15 protein-coding genes and 1 pseudogene are annotated in these 18356 nt (G+C 72.0%); 13 read left to right on the forward strand and 3 right to left on the reverse strand.

The window, feature by feature from the left end; all coding sequences use genetic code 11:
• Window positions 1-3: 3 nt before the first annotated feature.
• Window positions 4-846 carry an SDR family oxidoreductase gene (locus tag ACWIF2_RS05585; protein ID WP_454358767.1) on the forward strand — a complete coding sequence of 281 codons (843 nt, stop codon included), beginning with the start codon at window positions 4-6 and terminating at the stop codon, window positions 844-846.
• Between the two features lie 228 nt (window positions 847-1074).
• Window positions 1075-1596, forward strand: a pseudogene (locus ACWIF2_RS05590) (LuxR C-terminal-related transcriptional regulator); the annotation flags it as partial.
• Window position 1597: 1 nt separating this feature from the next.
• On the opposite strand, the gene ACWIF2_RS05595 reads toward ACWIF2_RS05590, so the two are convergent.
• Window positions 1598-2353, reverse strand: coding sequence for a thioesterase II family protein (locus ACWIF2_RS05595; RefSeq protein ID WP_454358768.1), 756 nt, complete (start codon window positions 2351-2353; stop codon window positions 1598-1600).
• 83 nt (window positions 2354-2436) lie between these two features.
• Here ACWIF2_RS05595 and ACWIF2_RS05600 point away from each other — a divergent pair, with 83 nt between their 5' ends.
• The 5 genes from ACWIF2_RS05600 (at window position 2437) to ACWIF2_RS05620 (ending at window position 9249) form a co-directional block, all read left to right on the forward strand.
• Entirely contained in the window at window positions 2437-2856 is a 420-nt protein-coding gene (locus tag ACWIF2_RS05600) for a DUF779 domain-containing protein (RefSeq protein ID WP_454358769.1), read from the forward strand.
• A 35-nt stretch (window positions 2857-2891) separates the two neighbouring features.
• Window positions 2892-3365, forward strand: a complete 474-nt coding sequence (locus ACWIF2_RS05605; RefSeq protein WP_454358770.1) for an SRPBCC domain-containing protein — start codon at window positions 2892-2894, stop codon at window positions 3363-3365.
• A gap of 323 nt (window positions 3366-3688) precedes the next feature.
• Window positions 3689-5140: a cytochrome P450 gene (locus ACWIF2_RS05610; protein ID WP_454358771.1), complete on the forward strand. Its 1452-nt coding sequence runs from the start codon at window positions 3689-3691 to the stop codon at window positions 5138-5140.
• Window positions 5124-6131, forward strand: coding sequence for a (-)-alpha-amorphene synthase (locus tag ACWIF2_RS05615; RefSeq protein ID WP_454358772.1), 1008 nt, complete (start codon window positions 5124-5126; stop codon window positions 6129-6131). Before ACWIF2_RS05610 ends, ACWIF2_RS05615 begins: the two co-directional genes overlap by 17 nt.
• A gap of 208 nt (window positions 6132-6339) precedes the next feature.
• Complete coding sequence (locus ACWIF2_RS05620; protein ID WP_454358773.1) at window positions 6340-9249, forward strand: ATP-binding protein; 2910 nt, start codon at window positions 6340-6342, stop codon at window positions 9247-9249.
• A gap of 30 nt (window positions 9250-9279) precedes the next feature.
• Here the strand turns inward: ACWIF2_RS05620 and ACWIF2_RS05625 are convergent, their stop codons facing one another.
• Both ACWIF2_RS05625 and ACWIF2_RS05630 read right to left on the reverse strand, forming a co-directional pair.
• On the reverse strand, window positions 9280-10761 hold the full coding sequence (locus ACWIF2_RS05625; RefSeq protein WP_454358798.1) for an MFS transporter: 1482 nt from the start codon (window positions 10759-10761) through the stop codon (window positions 9280-9282).
• Window positions 10762-10888: 127 nt separating this feature from the next.
• Window positions 10889-11803 carry a MurR/RpiR family transcriptional regulator gene (locus ACWIF2_RS05630; RefSeq protein ID WP_454358774.1) on the reverse strand — a complete coding sequence of 305 codons (915 nt, stop codon included), beginning with the start codon at window positions 11801-11803 and terminating at the stop codon, window positions 10889-10891.
• A 117-nt stretch (window positions 11804-11920) separates the two neighbouring features.
• Here ACWIF2_RS05630 and ACWIF2_RS05635 point away from each other — a divergent pair, with 117 nt between their 5' ends.
• The 6 genes from ACWIF2_RS05635 to ACWIF2_RS05660 are packed head-to-tail and all read left to right on the forward strand — an operon-like array spanning window position 11921 to window position 18347.
• Complete coding sequence (locus ACWIF2_RS05635; RefSeq protein ID WP_454358775.1) at window positions 11921-13108, forward strand: C45 family autoproteolytic acyltransferase/hydolase; 1188 nt, start codon at window positions 11921-11923, stop codon at window positions 13106-13108.
• A gap of 13 nt (window positions 13109-13121) precedes the next feature.
• Window positions 13122-14768 carry an ABC transporter substrate-binding protein gene (locus tag ACWIF2_RS05640; RefSeq protein WP_454358776.1) on the forward strand — a complete coding sequence of 549 codons (1647 nt, stop codon included), beginning with the start codon at window positions 13122-13124 and terminating at the stop codon, window positions 14766-14768.
• Window positions 14769-14774: 6 nt separating this feature from the next.
• Window positions 14775-15728: an ABC transporter permease gene (locus tag ACWIF2_RS05645; protein ID WP_454358777.1), complete on the forward strand. Its 954-nt coding sequence runs from the start codon at window positions 14775-14777 to the stop codon at window positions 15726-15728.
• Complete coding sequence (locus tag ACWIF2_RS05650; protein ID WP_454358778.1) at window positions 15725-16567, forward strand: ABC transporter permease; 843 nt, start codon at window positions 15725-15727, stop codon at window positions 16565-16567. Before ACWIF2_RS05645 ends, ACWIF2_RS05650 begins: the two co-directional genes overlap by 4 nt.
• Entirely contained in the window at window positions 16567-17532 is a 966-nt protein-coding gene (locus ACWIF2_RS05655; protein WP_454358779.1) for an ABC transporter ATP-binding protein, read from the forward strand. The genes ACWIF2_RS05650 and ACWIF2_RS05655 overlap by 1 nt, the downstream gene beginning before the upstream one ends.
• Complete coding sequence (locus ACWIF2_RS05660) at window positions 17529-18347, forward strand: ABC transporter ATP-binding protein (RefSeq protein WP_454358780.1); 819 nt, start codon at window positions 17529-17531, stop codon at window positions 18345-18347. Before ACWIF2_RS05655 ends, ACWIF2_RS05660 begins: the two co-directional genes overlap by 4 nt.
• Window positions 18348-18356: the final 9 nt, after the last annotated feature.

Raw genomic sequence — 18356 nt, forward strand, 5'->3', positions numbered from 1 at the left:
CAGATGCAGAACCGTACGGACGACCCGCGCGACGTGGTCGTCGTCACCGGAGCGGGCGGGATGGGAACGGCGGTCGCGCGCCGCCTGGGCAGCGGGCGGACGCTGATCCTCGCCGACCACTCGCACGAGCGGCTCGATCAGGTCGTGGCGGAGCTGAGCGCCGAGGGATACGCGGTGCGGGGCGTGCCGACCGACGTCTCCGACCGTGCCTCGGTCGAGGCGCTCGCCCGGATCGCGGCGGAGCAGGGGCGGATCACCGCGGTGGTGCACACCGCCGGGGTCGCCGCGGCGACGGCCTCGGTGCGCAGGATCCTCGACGTGGACCTGCTCGGCACGGTGTATGTGATCGAGGCGTTCGAGAAGGTGGCCGTCAGAGGCACCTCGCTCGTCTGTGTCGCCAGTCTGGCCGGGCACATGGCCTCGATCAGCGCCGAGGACGAGGCCGCTCTGGCGACGGCTCCCGCCGAGGAGCTGCTCGGTCTGGACGCCGTCACGGGCCTCGGCGACGACGCGACCGCCGCCTACATCCTCGCCAAGCGTGCCAACCACGTCCGCGTGCAGGCCGCCGCCCTCGCCTGGAACCGGCTCGGCGCCCGCGTCAACACCCTCAGCCCCGGTGTCGTCGCCACCGCCATGGCGAAGGCGGAGGCCGACTCGGACGCCGACGGGCACATGCTCAAGATGCTCGACGCGTGCGGCGCGGGCCGGCCGGGCACGCCGGGCGAGATCGCCGACGCGGTGGCCTTCCTCACCGGCCCCGAGGCGCGGTACGTCACCGGCACCGATCTGCTCGTCGACGGCGGGCAGGCGGCCTGGATCCGCCGGCACATGCGGCGCCAAGGATGACGGTGGCCGAGCGGGCCGGTCCGGATACCGGCTTGGGCAGAGCGGTGCGGCAGGCCGGGCGGGCCACGCTCCAGCTGTTCCTCGCCGCGCTGCTGGCCTTCGGCCTGTACCTGTTCATCACCGTGCTGCTGATCACGGCGATCGCCACGGTCGCCGTCGTGGGGGCGTGGCTGCTGCCCGAGGCGGTGCTGCTGGTCCGCCGGATCGCCGGGGCGAAGCGCGCCCCCGCTGGAGCACCGTCCGGACGCGGCCGTGCTCGATGTCCGGATGCCGCCGGGCTTCCGGGACGAGGGCCTGCGCGCCGCGCTGGAGGCCCGCGAGCGGATTCCCGGGCTGCCCGTGCTGGTGCTCTCGCAGTACGTGGAGGAGTCGTACGCCGCCGAGTTGCTGGGCGGCGGGGCGAGCGGGGTCGGCTATCTGCTCAAGGACCGGGTGGGCCGGGTGGACGAGTTCATCGAGGCGCTGGACCGGGTCGCGGGCGGTGGTACGGCCCTGGACCCGGAGGTGGTCACCGAGTTGCTCACCCGGCGCCGCGACTCGCCCCTGGACTCGCTGACGCCGCGTGAGCGCGAGGTGCTGGAGCTGATGGCCGAGGGCCACGACAACACCACCATCGCGCAGGCCCTCGTCGTCACCGAACGCGCCGTCAGCAAGCACATCGGCAACGTCTTCCTGAAGCTCGGCCTGCCGACCGGCGACAGCGGTCACCGCAGGGTACTGGCCGTGCTGGCCTATCTGAACGGCCGGTGAGTCAGCGGGGGGTCGCGGCGGGCCGGGCCAGACGCTCGCCGATGACGCCGATCACGTCCGGGGCGTGGTCGATCAGGAAGAAGTGCCCGCCGGGGTAGCGCTTCATCTCGAAGTCGCCTTCGGTGTGGGCGCTCCAGGCGCGTACCTCATCGTGGCTCGCCTTGGGGTCCTCGTCCCCGGTAAGCGCGGTGAGGGGGCTGCGGAGCCGGTGGTCCGACGCCCACACATAGGTCTCCACCGCGCGGTAGTCGTTGCGCAGGGCCGGCAGGATCATGCGCATCAGCTCCTCGTCTCCGAAGATCCGCTGGTCGGTGCCGCTGAGTTCGCGCAGTTCGGCGATGATCCCCGCGTCGTCACGCCGGTGCACCCGTTCGTCGCGCGAGCACGAGGGTGCGCGGCGTCCCGAGACGAAGACCCGCTCGGCGAACCGTCCGGCCCGCTCCAGCCGTACGGCGACCTCGAAGGCCAGGGTCGCTCCCATGCTGTGCCCGAACAGGGCGAAGGGGCGGTCCACCGTGCGCGTCACGGCCCGGCTGACCTGGTCCGCGAGACGGTCGATGGTGTCGATCATGGGCTCGTTGTGCCGGTCCTGGCGGCCCGGGTACTGGACGGAGAGCACCTCGACACCGGGGTTCAACGCCTGCGCCACAGGCCGGAAGAAGGACGCCGAACCGCCCGCGTGGGGCAGACAGACCAGTTGTACGGGGGCGTCGGGGCTCGGGAAGAAGCGTCGTATCCACGGATCGGTGGCGGTCATGGGGCCTTCCTGTTCTCATGCTCGGAACGACATGCTCGTACCGATTGCCAAGATAGACGGACCGACCGGCCAGGAGGGATCGCATGACGAACCACCCCACCCGCACGGAACGTGTCGAACTGACGCCGGCCGCCGGGGAACTGTTGCGGCGACTGACCGGGACGCACGGGCCGGTGATGTTCCACCAGTCCGGCGGTTGCTGCGACGGCAGCGCCCCGATGTGCTATCCACGCGGCGAGTTCCGGGTCGGTGGCTCGGACGTCCTGCTGGGGCAGGTGGCCGGGGACACTCCGTTCTGGATGAGCGCGGACCAGTACACGTACTGGTCGCACACCCATCTCACCGTGGACGTCGTCCCCGGCCGGGGCAGCGGCTTCTCCCTGGAGGCCCCGGAGGGCGTCCGCTTCCTGATCCGCTCCCGGCTGCTCACCGATGAGGAGCTGCGGCACATCGAGGCGGAGCCACCGCTGCCGACCGGGGCGGACGAGCCCGGCCGGGCCTGAACGGCCCGCTGCGCGCACCGCCGTAGGGTGGGCGCATGTACACGACGCGGGTCTCCGGCCATGTCGACGCGCCGCGTCCGGCCGTCTACCGGGCACTGGTGAGCGGGGAGGCGATCGCGCGCTGGCGGGTGCCGGACGGCATGCGCGGCGAAGTGCACGAGTTCGACGCCCGCGAGGGCGGCAGGTTCCGTGTCTCGCTGACGTACGACGCGCCGGACGCCACCGGGAAGTCGGCCGCGCACACGGACACGTACCACGGCCACTTCGCGCGGCTCGTGCCGGGCGAGCAGGTGGTCGAGGTGCTCGCGTTCGAGTCCGCCGACCCCGCACTGGGAGGCACGATGACCATGACGACGACGCTCACCGACGCGGAGGGCGGCGGCACCGACGTCCTCGTGGTCCACGAGGGCGTCCCCGACGTCGTGCCCGCCACGGACAACGAGACGGGCACGCGCATGGCCCTGGCGAATCTGGCCCGGTACGTCGAAACCGGCCCGGACGTCGGCTGACGCGCGGGCCGTCGTTCGCCGAGGTCCAGAACAGGCACCCTTGCATCGTGGTCTCCATGTTCATGCCAGGCGCGTCCGGCGACAGCCGTGCTCTTCAGGAGCACAGACGGAACACAGATTTCTCCGTGCACAGAAAAGCATTAACAAACTGAATGCATGCAGCAATCGTGATTCGCCCGACGCCCCTCCGTGCTTCCGTGCGCCCCTACGGAGAAAGGATTCGGCGAGCCGTCGGCAGATTTCACTGGGCAGGACTGTGGCGAGCGTCAAGTCGACGCGACCGCACCACAATCCCGTGTGCCGACCGAGGCAGGTGGTTTTCGATGAGCGGCTCCGTTCCCGGACCGGCCCGAAATTGGACAGTGGGCACTGCTCCAGGCATATTCCCATTCCTGGGCCACGGTATCGACTTGGTCCGTCGCCCGCTGGATTTTCTGGAATCTCTGTCCGTGCACGGGGATCTGGTCGAAATACGCCTGGGTCCGCAGCGCGCCTGGATGGCCTGTCACCCGGACCTCGTCCACCAGGTGCTCGGGGACCCGGAGACTTTCGACAAGGGCGGCCCGCTCTACGACCGGCTGCGGACCTTACTGGGGGACGGCGTCGGCACCTGCCGCCATCAGGATCACCGGCGCCAGCGCAGGCTGCTCCAGCCCGGCTTCCGCAAGGCCCGTGTCGCCGACCGGGTGCAACTGATGGGCGAGGAAGTGGAGTCGGTGTGCCGCGGGTGGCGGGGCGGGCAGGCGGTCGACGTCAGCGCGACCATGATGGACCTGTCGACCCGCGTGATCAGCCGCCTGCTCTTCTCCGACTCGCTCGACGCCGCGACGGCCGACGAGATGCGCGGGTGCCTGGCCACCGTGGTCCGCGGCATGTTCGTCCGCACGGTGATGCCGGTCGACGCCCTGTTCCGGGTCCCCACTCCGGCGAACCGGCGCTACCGGCACGCTTCCGACCGTCTGCGCGCGATCGTCGACGCGGCTGTCGCCGAACGCCTGCGAGGCGCCGCCCAGGAGGACCGGGACGATCTGCTGGGAACCCTGCTGGCGGCGGCGCGGGGCGACGGCGTGGGGACGGCGATCAGCGACAGGGAGGTCCACGGCCAGGTGATCACGCTGATGTTCGCCGGCGCCGAGAGCACCGCCCTGTGCCTCTCCTCGGCCTTGGAGCTGGTGGGGCGGCATCCCGAGGAGGAACGCCGGCTGCACTCCGAGGTCGACGCCGTGCTCGCCCCGGGACGCCCGCCCGGCCCCGGCGAACTGCCGCGCCTCGTCCACACGCGGAGCGTCGTCACCGAGACCCTTCGCCACCGCCCGCCCGGCTGGCTCTTCACCCGCGTCGCCACGAAGGACACGGAGCTCGCCGGGCACCGGCTCCCGCGGGGCGCCACGGTCGTGTTCAGCCCGTATCTCCTGCACCACGACCCCGCCCTGTTCCCCGACCCCGACCGCTTCCTCCCCGACCGCTGGCTGCCCGGACGGGACGTCACGGTCCGGCCCGGAGCGATGATCCCGTTCGGGGCGGGCCGCCGGAAATGCATCGGGGAGACGCTCGCCATGACGGAGGCCATGGTGGCCGTCTCGTTCATCACCCGCCACTGGCGGCTGCGCCATCTGCCCGGCTACGAGGAACGGTTGCGTCCGGCGGCCTCGCTGGGGCCGAGGGGGCTGGTCATGACCTGCGAACCACGCGTCAGGAGGCCGGTGGGCACCGCTGTCGCACCCGCCGTCCACAACTCCCGAACGGCAGGTGGCAACGATGTCCACGACGCATGAGGAAATAACGCTCGCCGCACACGACGGAATTCAGGCGGTCAATCTCCGGGACCTGATCGACGCGAACCTCTACATGCCATTCCCGTTCGAGCGCAATCCCCACGCGCCCGAAGCGTCGGCCGGCGTCGACTCATGGCTCAGGACCTGGGGTTTGACCGATGACCCGGCGGTGGCGGCCATGATCTCCTATACGCGTCCCGCCGAACTCGCTGCCTGCAACAGTCCGGACATGGATTCCGGGCTCCTCCAGATCGTGGCCAACCAGATCGCCTACCAGTTCGTCTTCGACGACCGGGCGGAGGACGTCGGCCGGCGCTCGCCCGGTCTGCTGCTGCCCATGCTGTGCGAGAGCGTCGCGATCCTGCGGGACGGCCGGCCGCCCACCACCCCGCTCGGGGCGGCCCTGGCCGACCTGTACCGGCAGGTCCGGGAGCGGTGCACACCCGATCAGGCCGCGCGATGGGCCTGGAACAGCCGTGAGTACGTGCACGGCCTCCTGTACGAAGCGGCTGCCCAGGCCCATTCCGACCCGGTGGGCAGCGGGCTGTGCCGGTCCATACGGTCCCTCATCGCCGGCGTCGAGCCGTTCTACCCGCTGTGCGAGGCCGCCCAGCGGTGCGAACTGACCCCGGAGGAGATCCATCACCCCGTCATGCGGCGCCTGAGCCGGCTGTCCGCCGACGCGGCGGTGTGGATACCCGATCTCTTCTCCGCGGTGAAGGAACAGCGCGCGGGCAGCATGATCAACCTGGCCCTCGCCTACCAGCGCACACACCGGTGCTCCCTGCCGGTGGCCGTCACCCTGGCCGTACGGCACATCAACCGCACGATCCGCGAGTTCGAGGAGCTCTACGGTGAGTTCAGGCCGGAGCTGAGCCCGGCCGGCATCGGCTATGTGGAGGGCATGGCCGGCTGGATCCGCGGCTGCTACTTCTGGTCCCGCACCGTGCCGCGGTACGCCGACACGATGGCGGCACCCGGAGGGCTCTGACCGTCCGACCGGCGGGTCGCCTCCCCCGCAGGTCTCCCGAAAGGGGCGGAAACGGACCACGCTACCCCGAAAGGCTGGGGCTCAAAGCGCTCCTGTGGGAAATTCACTCGCCCTGTCTACCTCCTGTTACCTCCAGGCCAAACGACCTGTTTCTGGGCGTACGCTCGCCCCGTCCAGCGGGGAGCAACGACAGGAAGCGGTAGACCACATGGCCCATGGGCTGCGGCAACCGATCACCGACCACCGGCCTCTCCTCGAACGCGACGAGGAGCTCCAGGCCATCGATCGCGCACTGGCGGGCCTCCGGGACACCGCCGAGGGCGTGCCCCGGACACCACGCGGCGGGCTGCTCGCCTTCACGGGTGTGGCCGGGCTGGGCAAGACGACACTGATCGCGGCGGCGCGCGCCCGCGCCGCCGCACAGGGGTTCACGGTGTTCTCGGGCAAGGGCGGCGAGAACGAGCAGGGGCTGCCGTTCCGTGTCGTCCGCCAGGTCATGCAGCCCGTCCTGGCCGGGATGAGCGGGACGGAGTGCCGGGAATTCCTGGGCAGTTGGTACGACATCGTCGGTGCCGCGCTCGGCCTCGAGGCGACGGACACCGCCCGGATGCCGGACCCGACCGGAGTGCGCGACGGCCTCGACTGGGTCATGACGCGCCTGACGATGCTGAACTCGCCCGTCGTTCTGCTTCTGGACGACCTGCACTGGGCCGATACCGAATCCCTCGACTGGCTCGCCTCCTTCGCACCCCGGGTCGCGGACCTCCCGCTCCTGATGGTCGTCGGCTACCGGCCGGACGATCTCCCGCCCGACGCCACCTCTTTCCGCACGCTCGTCGAACGCCACGAGCAGCGCCCGCACGTCCTGTCTCCGCTCGGCGAGGCCGGTGTGGCACGGATCATCAGGGAGGAAGTGGGCGAGGAAGCCGAGGACGAGTTCTGCGGCGAGTGCTGGACGGTCACCAACGGGATCCCCTTCGAGGCCGTCGAACTGGCCATCAGACTCCGCGAGCGGCGGGTGCGGGGAACCCAGGACGAGGTGCGTGTGATGCGGGACCTCGCCGCGGCGGTCAAGGGCCCCGGCCTGATCGCCCGCCTCAAGCGGCTCGGCCCGAGCACGGTCCGCTTCGCGTGGGCCGGCGCCGTCCTGGGCGGACCCTTCTCGTCGGAGGCCGCCGCCGACCTCGCGGTGATCGGCAGCACCGAGGCCGTCGAAGCGGCCGAGAAGCTGCGCGCCAGCCGCATCCTCGCGTTCGCCGACGAGCCCGCGGGCGCCCTGGAGTTCGTCCATCCGCTGATCGCCACGACGGTGTACCACGACATCCCGTCGGGCCTGCGCGTCGGCATGCACGACGCGGCCGCCAACGCCGCCCAGACGGTCGAGTCCGACCCCATGGCCGCCGCCCGTCACCTGCTGGAGGTGCCCTGCGACGGCCGGCCCGAGACGGTCGCGTGTCTGCGCGCCGCCGCGCGTGAGTACCTCCGCGCCGGGGCCCCGGAGGCCGCGCGGCGCGTGCTGACCCGGGCGCTGCGGGAACCACCCCCTGCCGAGGACCGTGCCGCCCTGCTCCACGAACTGGCCGGCTCGACGTTCCTGATCGAGCCCACGGCCACGGTCAGCCATCTCCGGGAGGCACTGAAGGAACCCGGGATCGACCCCGACCTGCGTGCCTCCATCGTCTACCGGCTGACCCAGGCGCTGGCCCACACCGACCGGCTGACCGAGGCCGCGACCGTCGCCGCCGACGAGGCGCGGCGCGCCACCAACGCGCGCGTCAAACTGCGGATGCAGGCGGATCACTTCGTGTGGAGCGCCTTTCGCGCCGACGAGCCGGACTCGTCCGCCCGCTCGCGCCGGCTGGCGCGGCTGGCCGCCAAGCTGCCAGGCCGGGGCCTGGAGGAGCGTTACATCCTCGGTCTGCGGGCGTGGGACGCCCTCGTGCGCGGCGAGCCGCGGCAGAGCGCCCTCGAATATGCCGAGGAGGCCCTGAGCGGAGGGATGAGCTGGACCGACGAGAACCGCGGCTTCGAGGTGCCCGTCGCCGTCGCCCTGCTGTTCATGTACTGCGACCAGCCGCGGCGGGCCGAGGAACTGTTCGCCGACGGGATGACCGAGTGCGAGCACAGGGGGTGGCGCGGCTCCCATCTGGCGCAGGGCCAGACGCTGCTGGGCTATATCCGCTACCGCCGTGGCTGCCTGCCCGAGGCCGAGGAACTCGTCCGGGCCGGGCTGCACACCGCCGAGCGTGTCGAAGGAGCGGTGCCCGCCCAGTGGTTCGCCATCGGCATTCTCATCCAGATCCTGCTGGCCCGCGGGCGGACCACCGCCGCGCGTCGCCTCGCAGACACGTACCACTACGGCGACGTGGTCCCCAACGCCGTCATCTTCCCCGATCCGCGCACGGTGTACGCCGAGCTGCTCCTGGCGGAGGGGCGACTCACCGAGGCGGCGCGCCTGTTGTCCCAGGTCGGGGAGTGGCTGGAGTCGCGGGACTGGCACAACCCCTCGTGGTGCCCCTGGCAGCTGGGACTGGCCTCGGCGCTCGCCCGCACCGCTCCCGACCGGGCGGTGCTGCACGCCCAGGACGCCACCAAGCGCGCCCGGGACTTCGGTGCGGCATCCGCGATCGGCCAGGCGCTGCGTGTCCAGGCGGAGGTGACGGGCGGGCAGGCGGCGCTCGATCTGCACACCCAGGCCGTCGATCATCTGGAGCGGTCGCCCGCGGCGTACGAACTGGCCCGTGCGCTGGTGAGCCATGGCGCCGCGCTGGTCCGCAGCGGCGAGCTGCACGACGCCGCCGACCGGCTCTACCAGGGACTGGAGGGAGCGGTGCACTGCGGTGCCGACGGGCTGGCCGCCCGGGCCAGACGGGAACTCTCCGCCGCGGGGCTGCGCCCGCTGCCCCTGCGCTACCCGCAGACGGACATGCTGACGGGCCCGGAACGCCGGGCCGCCGAGAAGACGGCCCAGGGCCACCCGGCGCCGGTGGTCGCGAAGGACCTGCGGATCACCGAACAGGGCGTGCGGCAGCTGCTGTCCTCCGTGTACCGCAAGCTCGGCACGGACACGGCGGGCCTCGCCGACGCGCTGGAGAACTGCCGTCGGCCCGAGCGGTAGCGGTAGCGGTAGCGAGCCGGGGGGCGGGTCTCACATCGGGCCGGGGCCCGCCCCGCCCTTGAGGCGTTCCAGGTCGGAGGGGCGGACCTGGATGACGACGAGGGCGATCAGCGCGGCGACGGCGGTGAAGATCGCCGCCATGATGAAGGCGGCCGAGACACCGGCGGTGAGGATCTCGTCGGACCAGGGTTTCGGCAGTTGCCCGGTCTGCTCGAACCGCAGGCGCTCGGCGGGGGTCGCCTGCCGGAGGAAGTCCGGGATCTGCTTGTCCGCCTCGTTGGTGCTGGCCGTGCCGTACATCGTGACCAGGATGGACAGGCCGAGCGAGCCGCCGACCTGCTGGGTGGCGTTGAGCAGTCCGGAGGCCGCGCCGGTCTCCGGTGTGGAGACGTTGGACAGCGCCATGAGGGTCAGCGACACGAACTCCATGCCCATGCCCAGGCTGAAGACGAGCATCGGGCCGAGGACGCTGCCCGCGTAGGTGGAGTGCACGTCGGTCAGGGTGAGCCAGGCGAGGCCCGCGGCCGCCAGGATCGCGCCCACCACCATGAACGGCTTGGGCCCGTAGACGGGCAGGAACCGCGACGCCAGCCCGGCGCCGACGGCGATGACCGCGCTGACCGGCAGAAAGGCCAGTCCGGCCGCCAGCGGGCTGAAGCCCAGCACGTTCTGCACGAAGAGCGTCAGGAAGAAGAACATGCCGAAGATCGCGGCGGCGAGGCACAGCATGATGCCGTATGTGCCCGCGCGGTTGCGGTCGGCGAACATGTGCAGGGGCGTGATGGGCTGTCTGGAGCGCCGCTCGATCAGGATGAAGGCCGCCAGGACGACGACCGCCCCGCCGAACGAGGCCAGCGTGAGCGGGTCCCGCCAGCCGTCCTGCGCGGCTCTGATGAATCCGTAGACGAGCAGCACCATGCCCGCGGTGGAGGTGAGCGCGCCGGCGATGTCGAAGCGTCCGGGGTGGCGCTCGGACTCCCGGATATAGCGGGGCGTGGCGAGCACGATGAGCAGGCCGATGGGCACGTTGACGAAGAGCACCCAGCGCCAGTTCAGCCACTCCACCAGCATGCCGCCGGCGAGCAGGCCGATCGCGCCGCCGCCTGCCGAGACCGCGGCGAAGACGCCGAAGGCGCGGTTGCGTTCGGGTCCTTCGCGGAAGGTGGTGCTGATCAGGGCGAGGGACGTCGGGGAGGCGATGGCGCCGCCGACGCCCTGGAGGGCGCGTGCGCCGAGGAGTTGGCCGGAGTTCTGGGCGAACCCGCCGAGCAGGGAGGCCAGCACGAAGAGCAGCACGCCGAAGATGAAGACGCGCCGCCGGCCCAGGATGTCGCCGGCCCGGCCGCCGAGCAGCAGCAGGCCGCCGAAGGTGAGGGTGTAGGCGTTGACCACCCAGGACAGGCTGGTGGTGGAGAAGTCCAGCGAACTCTGGATGTGCGGCAGCGCGATGTTCACGATGGTGATGTCGAGGACCACCATCAGCTGGCAGGAGGCGATGACGAGCAGCGCCATCGCGTTTCCGCCACCACCGGATTCCCTGGTGGTGGCCGCCTGTGGTGAAGCCGGCTGCGGGCTGCTGCCTGCGGTGTCCACCGTTCGACGGTACGCCCGCCTCCTGGACCTCACCACTCGATCACCGTCAGCTCCTGCGGCTGCCCTTCGGTGACAGCAGTTGCTCGCGCAGGACGGTCAGTTGGTGCGATGTGTCCACGGCCCGCTCCTCGTCCAGGGTCGTCAGGGCCAGCAGCAGGACATCGGCCACGACCAGCGCGGTGAGCGCCTCCGAGGTGATGCCGGTCGGGGTGTGCGGGGCGGTGAGGACGGCGTCGACGCGGTCGCCGAACTCCTCGCCCAACTCGTCCGTGACGAGCACGACGCGGGCCCCGACCGCGCGGGCCCGCTCGACGAGGACGGTCAGCTCGGTGAGGGCGCGTCCGGACTGGAAGATCACCACGGCGTCGCCCTGGCGCAGGCCGAGCAGATGGTCGGCGAGGGCGAAGCCGGTCGCGTCGAGGAACCGGGAGCGGCGGCCGATACGGCCGAGCGCGAGCGCCAGGTGCCGGGCGGCAGCTTCGGAGGCGGCGATGCCGAAGCAGTGGACCTCCCCGGCGTCCGCCAGCGCCGCGACCGCCGCCCGCAGCGAGTCCTGGTCGGTGAGCCGCCGGGTCTGCTCGATCCGTTCCTGGGCCTCGTCGAGCACATCGCCCCAGATGCCGTCCAGGTCGCGTCCGACGTGGGCGATGCGCTGCTTGAGCCGCACCTCGGGTGCCACCGCCGCGGTGAAGCCGGTGGCCAGCTCGCGCTTGAGGGCGGGGAGCCCCCCGTAGCCGAGACGCTGCAGGGCGCGGACGACCGTGGCGTTGCTGGTGCCGCTGGCGGTGCCCAGTTCCTGGGCGCTGGCGAACAGCAGTTGTTCCACGGGGGCGCTCGCAAGGTACTGGGCCACCGTGCGCTCGGAGGCGGACAGGGCCTCCCAGTGGTCGCGCACGGCAGCGCGGAGGCGGGCCACGCCCTCTCCCAGATCCCCGGGCTCTGAAATCTCCGTTACAGGCATTGACTTCCTCGTGTCGGCCGTTACCCTCCTGGACAACGCATTCCAAGAGGAGCGGTTTTCGTAATCGACGTTACAGCACGTCGGTGCGGCACACAGCCCTCCACTGCGAGGAGAACAATGGCACCCCCTGCGTCCCCGTCCCTCCCTCTCGTCGAGATCTCCGGCACCCCGGTCGAGCGCGGCCGCCAGTACGGCGAGGCCGTCCGCGACCGGCTGCACACCGCGCTCGCCTACTACGAGGAGGCCTTCGGCCACTCGGCCGGCCTGACCTGGGAGCAGGTCACCGCCCGCGCCGCCCGCTGGCAGGAGCCGGTCGGCTCCTACGCCCCGCACCTGCTGGAGGAGATGCGCGGCACCGCCGAGGGCGCCGGGGTCTCCCTGCTCGACGTGCTCGCCCTCAACGCACGCGGCGAGGTGCTCTACGACCAGTCGTTCGCGGCCATGGAAGCGGACGCGGACGCCGCTGTCGTCGAGGAGGAGCCCGCCGAGGGCTGCACCTCCTTCGCCGCCTACGGCCCGGCCAGCGGCGACGGGCACGTCTGGGCGGGCCAGAACTGGGACTGGCGGGCCGCGGCTGCCGGCACGGTCGTCATGCTCCGGATCGTGCAGCCGCCCGCGCCGACCCTGATCATGCAGGTCGAGGCGGGCCAGATCGGCCGCCAGGGCGCGAACTCCGCCGGGATCGCCCTCAACGCCAACGGGCTCGGCGGGCGCTTCGACGACGCCGTCGGCCTGCCGCAGACCGTCGTCCGCCGCAGCGTCCTCGACCAGCACGCGATCACCGACGCCCTCGACGTACTGTGCCGCACCCGGGCCCATATCGCCTCCAACGCACTGCTGACCTGCCGCGAGGGCTTCGCCGTCGATGTGGAGACGACCCCCGCGGGCTACGGCTGGATGTACCCGACCGACGGTCTGCTGGTGCACGGCAACCACTACCAGGCGGGCGTCCCCGCGGCCATCGCCGCCGACTACCGCCCCCTCTCCCCGGACTCCCTGGTCCGCGTCCCCCGCGCCGAGGAGGGCCTGAGGGCCCTGCGCGGCTCCACCGGCCCCGACGAGTCCCGCAAGCTGATCAAGCAGGCCCTCTCCGACCACCTCGGCCTCCCCGAGTCGCTGTGCACGCACCCCGACCCCCGCAGGCCCGCCGTGGAGCACTGGACCACACTGGTCTCCTCCTGCGTGGACCTGACCACCGGCGACTACCACGTCACAGCGGGCACCCCTTGTGACCGCGACTACCAGCACCTTCCCTGGAACCTCTACGACGGCCCCGACGGCTCCCCGGCCCGCCGCACCAGCTGAAAGAGAAACGCCGATGAACAGAAACTCACGCGGGACGGTGACCTGCGGCCTGGTCGTCACCGGTCTCCTCACCGCCGTCGGATGCAGCGGCGCCGACACCGCCACGACCGGCGGCAGCCCCGTCGACGCCGCGCGGCTGAAGCTCACCCCCACCACACCCGCCGCCCAGGGCCCGGTCCAGAAGGTGAACTGGCTGCTGGAGGACGAGCCCGACTCCCTCGACCTCGACAGCCAGGGCTCCAGCGCCGGCCGTGTCGTCCTCACCAACGTCTGCGAGCGGCTCTACCAGCTCCAGCCCGACATGACCGTCAAGCCGTTCCTCGCCGAGAAGGCGACGACGCCCGACGACAAGACCCTCGTCCTGAAGATCCGCTCCGGTGTCACCTTCCACGACGGCTCGAAGCTCACCGCCGACGACGTCCTGTGGAGCCTGAAGCGGCACGCCGACCCGGACATGGAACAGAGCGACGAGTTCACCAACGTCTCGGCCATGACGAAGACGGGCGCCGACGAGATCACCGTGCGCTTCGAGCGGCCCGACGCGCTGTTCACCAAGGCCCTCGCGGGCGACGCCGGCATCGTCTGGAACAAGGAGCAGGTGGAGAAGGCGGGCAAGGACTTCGGCACCCCCGGCCAGGTCGACGCCTGCTCGGGCCCTTACGAGCTGACGGGCTGGAAGTCCGGTGACTCGATCACCATCCGCGCCTACGACGGCTACTGGGGCGAGGAGCCGCTGACCAAGGAGGTCGTCTTCCGCTGGGCCTCCGACAGCGCCCTGGTCAACGCCCTGAAGACCGGAGCCGCCGACGGCACCTTCGCCGAGTCGCCCAACACCGCCTCCGCGCTGCGCGACGCCAAGGGCCTCAGCCAGTACTACGGCCCCTCCACCGCTACCCTCGACCTCATCCCCACCGAACGCGGCGGTCTGAAGGACCCGCGGGTCCGGCGCGCCGTCTCCCTCGCCCTGGACCGCGCGGGCATCGCCAAGTCCGGCTACGGCGGTCTGGTCCAGCCGTGGGCGAGCCCGGTCGGCTCCGGCTCCTGGGGCTACGCGAAGCCGGAGTTCGCCGCCGCGCAGAAGCAGTTGGCGGCGGGCGCGCCCGCATCGCCCGACGCGGACGACATCGCCGAGGCCAAGAAGCTCGTGAAGGAGGGCGGAGCGCCGGCGGCCCCGATCGTCATCGGCACCGACGCCAGCCAGGGACGCACCGTCGTCGCCAACGCCCTGCGCGCCGCCCTCCAGCGCATCGGGCTGAAGGGGCAGATCAAGACGGTGCCGACGACCCAGTTCGAGGAGTTCTACAGCGACCCGCAGGCCCGCGCCGGCATCGACGTCCTGGTGGGCGACTGGTACATCTCCAAGTCCGACCCGATGGGCTTCTACGACAACGGCCTGTCCGACTCCTCCAACAACTGGATCGGCTTCAAGGACGCCACGTACGACGAGAAGGTGCACCAGGCGCTGTCCACGCTGGACGACGCGCAGCGTGCCGCCCTCGCCATCGACGTACAGAAGCGGTTCACCGACGCGGCGGTCTGGATCCCCGTCGCCCAGGTGCCCTCGGTGCTGGTGATGAACAGCGAACTGACCGGGGCGCCCGCCTCCCAGGCCTATCTGTACTACCCGTGGGCGGCCGGTCTCGGCGCGAGGAAGGGCTGAGCCGCCATGGCCGCCCGGATCGTACGGCGCCTGGCCGGTTTTCTGGCCACGCTTCTCGCCGCCTCCTTCGTCATCTTCGCGGCCGTCTACGCGGCCCCCGGCGACCCCGCCGTCTTCCTGGCCGGCGGTCGCGACGAGCTCACCCCCGAGCGGCTCGCGACCGTCCGCGCCCAGTACCACCTGGACGAGCCGCTGGTCGTGCAGTACGGGCGCTGGCTCGCCGACTGCGTCCACCTCGACCTGGGCCGCTCCTTCAAGTACGGCGACCAGGTGGCCGACCTGATCGCGGCCCGGCTGCCCACCACGGTCGAACTGGTCGCCTACGCCACCGTGCTATTCATCGTCCTCGGCGTGGGATCCGGCATCCTCGCCGCGATCCGGCAGTCCACCTGGGTCGACTCGGCGGTGGTCGGCGGGACGACGCTCGCCGCGTCCGTGCCGTCGTTCGTCGCGGCGATCGCCCTCGTGTCGCTGTTCGGCGTGCAGTTGGGCTGGTTCCCGGTGACCGGCGCCGGCAGCGGCTTCGCCGGGACCCTGCACCATCTGACGCTGCCCGCGCTGTCGCTGGCGCTCGGCGCGCTCGCGCTCATCAGCCGCGTCACCCGGCAGGCCATGGCGGACGCCGCCGCCTCCGACCACGTCGAGGCGGCCCGGGCCTCCGGCATCCCGGAGCGGGACATCGTCCGCCGGCATGTGCTGCGCAACGCGCTCGGCCCGATCGTCACCATGTGCGGCCTGGTCATGGCCGGGATGCTCGCCGGGACGGTCGTCGTCGAGACCGCGTTCGGCATCAGCGGCATCGGCTCGCTGCTGGTCGGCGCGATCAACACCCACGACTTCCCGGTGGCGCAGGCCGTGCTGCTGCTCATGGTCACCGGCTATGTCGTCGTCACCACGGTCGTCGACCTGGTCCATCCGCTGCTCGACCCGCGCGTCCGCGAGGAGGCCCGTACCGCATGACCGCGCTCACCCTCGCCCCCGTCCGGGTACGCCCCCGCCGCCCCGTGGGCGTGCTCGTGGCCAGCGGATTCCTGGGCCTGGTGGTCCTGGCCGCCGCCCTCGCCCCGTTGCTGGCGCCCTACGCCCCCGACGCCATCGACCTGTCCGCCTCGCTCGCCGGCACGAGCCCCGACCACCTCCTGGGCACCGACTCCTCGGGCCAGGACCTCCTCTCCCGGGTTCTGTACGGCGCCCGCACCAGCCTCATCGCCCCGCTGCTGCTCCTCGCGGTGGCCGCGCTGCTCGGCGTCACCCTCGGGGTGCTGGCGGCCTGGCGGGGCGGCTGGACGGACGCGTTCGTCTCCCGGCTGACGGATGTGATGTACGCCTTCCCCGGGCTGCTGTTCACCGTCCTGATCATCGCGGTCTTCGGCACCGGCATGACCACGTCGGTCCTGGCCCTCGGTCTCGCATACACGCCGACGGTCGCCAAGTACACGCGCTCCCTGGCCCTTTCGGAGTGCCGCAAGCCGTACGTCGACGCCTACCGCGTCCAGGGCATGGGCGGTGCCCGGATCTGCGCGGGGTATCTGGTGCCGAACCTGGGCCGGTCGGTCGCCGGTTATCTGGTGGTGCTGTTCGGAGAGGCGCTGATGTCGCTCGCCACCCTGTCCTACCTCGGCTTCGGCGCCCAGCCGCCCAGTTCCGACTGGGGTCTGATGGTGCAGGAGGGGCAGGCCGCCGTCGTCCAGGGCGCGCTGCTGCCCGCGCTGGTGCCCGGCACCGCGATCGCCGCGGTCGTCGTCTCCTTCAACGTCGTCGGCGTCTGGGCGGCCGACCGGCTCGGAGGGCGGAACTGATGCTGCTCACCCTCGACCACCTCACGGTTCGGCTCCCGGGTGCGGCCCGGCCGCTGCTCGACGAGGTGTCTCTGCGCGTGGCCCCGGGCGAGGTCGTCGGCCTGGTCGGCGAGTCCGGCTCGGGCAAGTCGACCACGGCGAAGGCCGCCCTCGGCCTGCTGCCGGACGGTGCCACGGCCTCCGGCTCCGTCCGGGCCGGCGACGCGGACGTCCTCGCCCTCGGCGGCGAGGATCTGCGCCGGCACCGGGCCCGCACGGTCGCCATGGTCCACCAGGACCCGCGCGCCGCCCTCAACCCCGTGCGCCGCATCGGGGACTTCCTCCGCGAGCGCGGCGCCGACCGGGCCCGGGCCGTCGAACTCCTCGCCGCCGTCGGCCTCTCCGACCCGGAACGCCGGCTGCGGCAGCGCCCGCACGAGCTGTCCGGCGGCATGCTCCAGCGCGTCGTCATCGCGGGCGCCCTGGCCGTCGGGCCCCGGCTGCTGCTCGCCGACGAGGCCACCAGCGCGCTCGACGTCACCACCCAGGCGGAGATCCTCGCCCTGCTGCGCACCCTGCGCGCGGAGCAGGGGGCCGGGATGCTGTTCATCACGCACGACCTGCATCTGGCCGCCGCGTACTGCGACCGCGTGTACGTCATGTACGCGGGCCGGGTCGTCGAGGAGCGCACCGCCGAGGCGCTGTTCGCCGACCCCGCGCATCCCTACACCCGGGGCCTGCTCTCCTGCTCGCCCACCCTGGGCGACACCTCCCACACCCTGCTGCCCATCCCGGGACGCCCGCCGTCCCTGTCCGACGTCTTCACCGGCTGCCCGTTCGCCGCCCGCTGTCCCGACGCCGAGCCGGAGTGCGACACCTGGCGGCCGACGGCGGCGGAACTCCCGGACGGCGGAACGGCCGCCTGCCGCCGGATACCCACCGCCGTGACCACCGCGGCGGCCTCGGTCGAAAGGAGCACGCCATGACCGACGGTCCTCTGCTGGTCGCCGACGCCCTGCGCAAGTCCTACTCCCTGCCCGGCCGCGGCCGGCTCACCGCCGCCGAGGAGGTGTCGTTCGAGGTGCCCCGGGGCGGCTCGCTCGGGATCGTAGGGGAGTCCGGGTCCGGCAAGACGACGGTGGCGCGGATGCTGGTCGGGCTCGTGCGGCCCGACGTCGGCACCGTCAGCGTCGACGGACGTCCGCGGGAGGCGCGCACGCCCCGGCGCAGGGCGGCCCGGCTGGCCCGCGCCCGGGAGATCCAGATGGTCTTCCAGGACCCGTACGTCTCACTCGACCCGCGTCTCACGGCCGACCGGTGCCTGCGCACCGCGCTGCGTCTGCACGGCCGGGACGAGGACCTGGCAGCGGACCTCCTCGACCGGGTCGGCCTCGGCGAACGGGAGGCCACGGCCCGGCCCCGGCAGCTCTCGGGCGGCCAGCGCCAGCGCCTCGCGATCGCCCGGGCGCTCGCCCCGGGCCCGCGGGTGCTGGTCCTGGACGAGGCCGTGGCCGCCCTGGACGTGTCGATCCAGGCCCAGATCCTGCGGCTGCTCGACGAGATCCGCCGGGACACCGGGGTCGCGCTCGTCTTCGTCGGGCACGACCTGGCGGTGGTGCAGCACATCACCGACGACGTGCTGGTGATGCGTCAGGGCCGGATCGTCGAGCAGGGCCCGACCCGGCGGGTGCTCACCGATCCGGCCCACCCGTACACCGAGCTGCTGCTCGCGGCCGTTCCCGGCGAGGGCTGGGACCCGGCCACGGCGGTCGAGGCCCGGGCGGCCGCGTTGGGCTCCTGAGACCCTCCC

It is taken from the genome of Streptomyces sp. NPDC055506 (assembly GCF_053643595.1).

Bases quoted from the DNA above. Each gene is read 5' to 3' on its own strand.
- ACWIF2_RS05585 (WP_454358767.1), top strand. From the start codon at position 4: ATGCAGAACCGTACGGACGACCCGCGCGACGTGGTCGTCGTCACCGGA.
- ACWIF2_RS05595 (WP_454358768.1), bottom strand. From the start codon at position 2,353: ATGACCGCCACCGATCCGTGGATACGACGCTTCTTCCCGAGCCCCGAC.
- ACWIF2_RS05600 (WP_454358769.1), top strand. From the start codon at position 2,437: ATGACGAACCACCCCACCCGCACGGAACGTGTCGAACTGACGCCGGCC.
- ACWIF2_RS05605 (WP_454358770.1), top strand. From the start codon at position 2,892: ATGTACACGACGCGGGTCTCCGGCCATGTCGACGCGCCGCGTCCGGCC.
- ACWIF2_RS05610 (WP_454358771.1), top strand. From the start codon at position 3,689: ATGAGCGGCTCCGTTCCCGGACCGGCCCGAAATTGGACAGTGGGCACT.
- ACWIF2_RS05615 (WP_454358772.1), top strand. From the start codon at position 5,124: ATGTCCACGACGCATGAGGAAATAACGCTCGCCGCACACGACGGAATT.
- ACWIF2_RS05620 (WP_454358773.1), top strand. From the start codon at position 6,340: ATGGCCCATGGGCTGCGGCAACCGATCACCGACCACCGGCCTCTCCTC.
- ACWIF2_RS05625 (WP_454358798.1), bottom strand. From the start codon at position 10,761: ATGGCGCTGCTCGTCATCGCCTCCTGCCAGCTGATGGTGGTCCTCGAC.
- ACWIF2_RS05630 (WP_454358774.1), bottom strand. From the start codon at position 11,803: ATGCCTGTAACGGAGATTTCAGAGCCCGGGGATCTGGGAGAGGGCGTG.
- ACWIF2_RS05635 (WP_454358775.1), top strand. From the start codon at position 11,921: ATGGCACCCCCTGCGTCCCCGTCCCTCCCTCTCGTCGAGATCTCCGGC.
- ACWIF2_RS05640 (WP_454358776.1), top strand. From the start codon at position 13,122: ATGAACAGAAACTCACGCGGGACGGTGACCTGCGGCCTGGTCGTCACC.
- ACWIF2_RS05645 (WP_454358777.1), top strand. From the start codon at position 14,775: ATGGCCGCCCGGATCGTACGGCGCCTGGCCGGTTTTCTGGCCACGCTT.
- ACWIF2_RS05650 (WP_454358778.1), top strand. From the start codon at position 15,725: ATGACCGCGCTCACCCTCGCCCCCGTCCGGGTACGCCCCCGCCGCCCC.
- ACWIF2_RS05655 (WP_454358779.1), top strand. From the start codon at position 16,567: ATGCTGCTCACCCTCGACCACCTCACGGTTCGGCTCCCGGGTGCGGCC.
- ACWIF2_RS05660 (WP_454358780.1), top strand. From the start codon at position 17,529: ATGACCGACGGTCCTCTGCTGGTCGCCGACGCCCTGCGCAAGTCCTAC.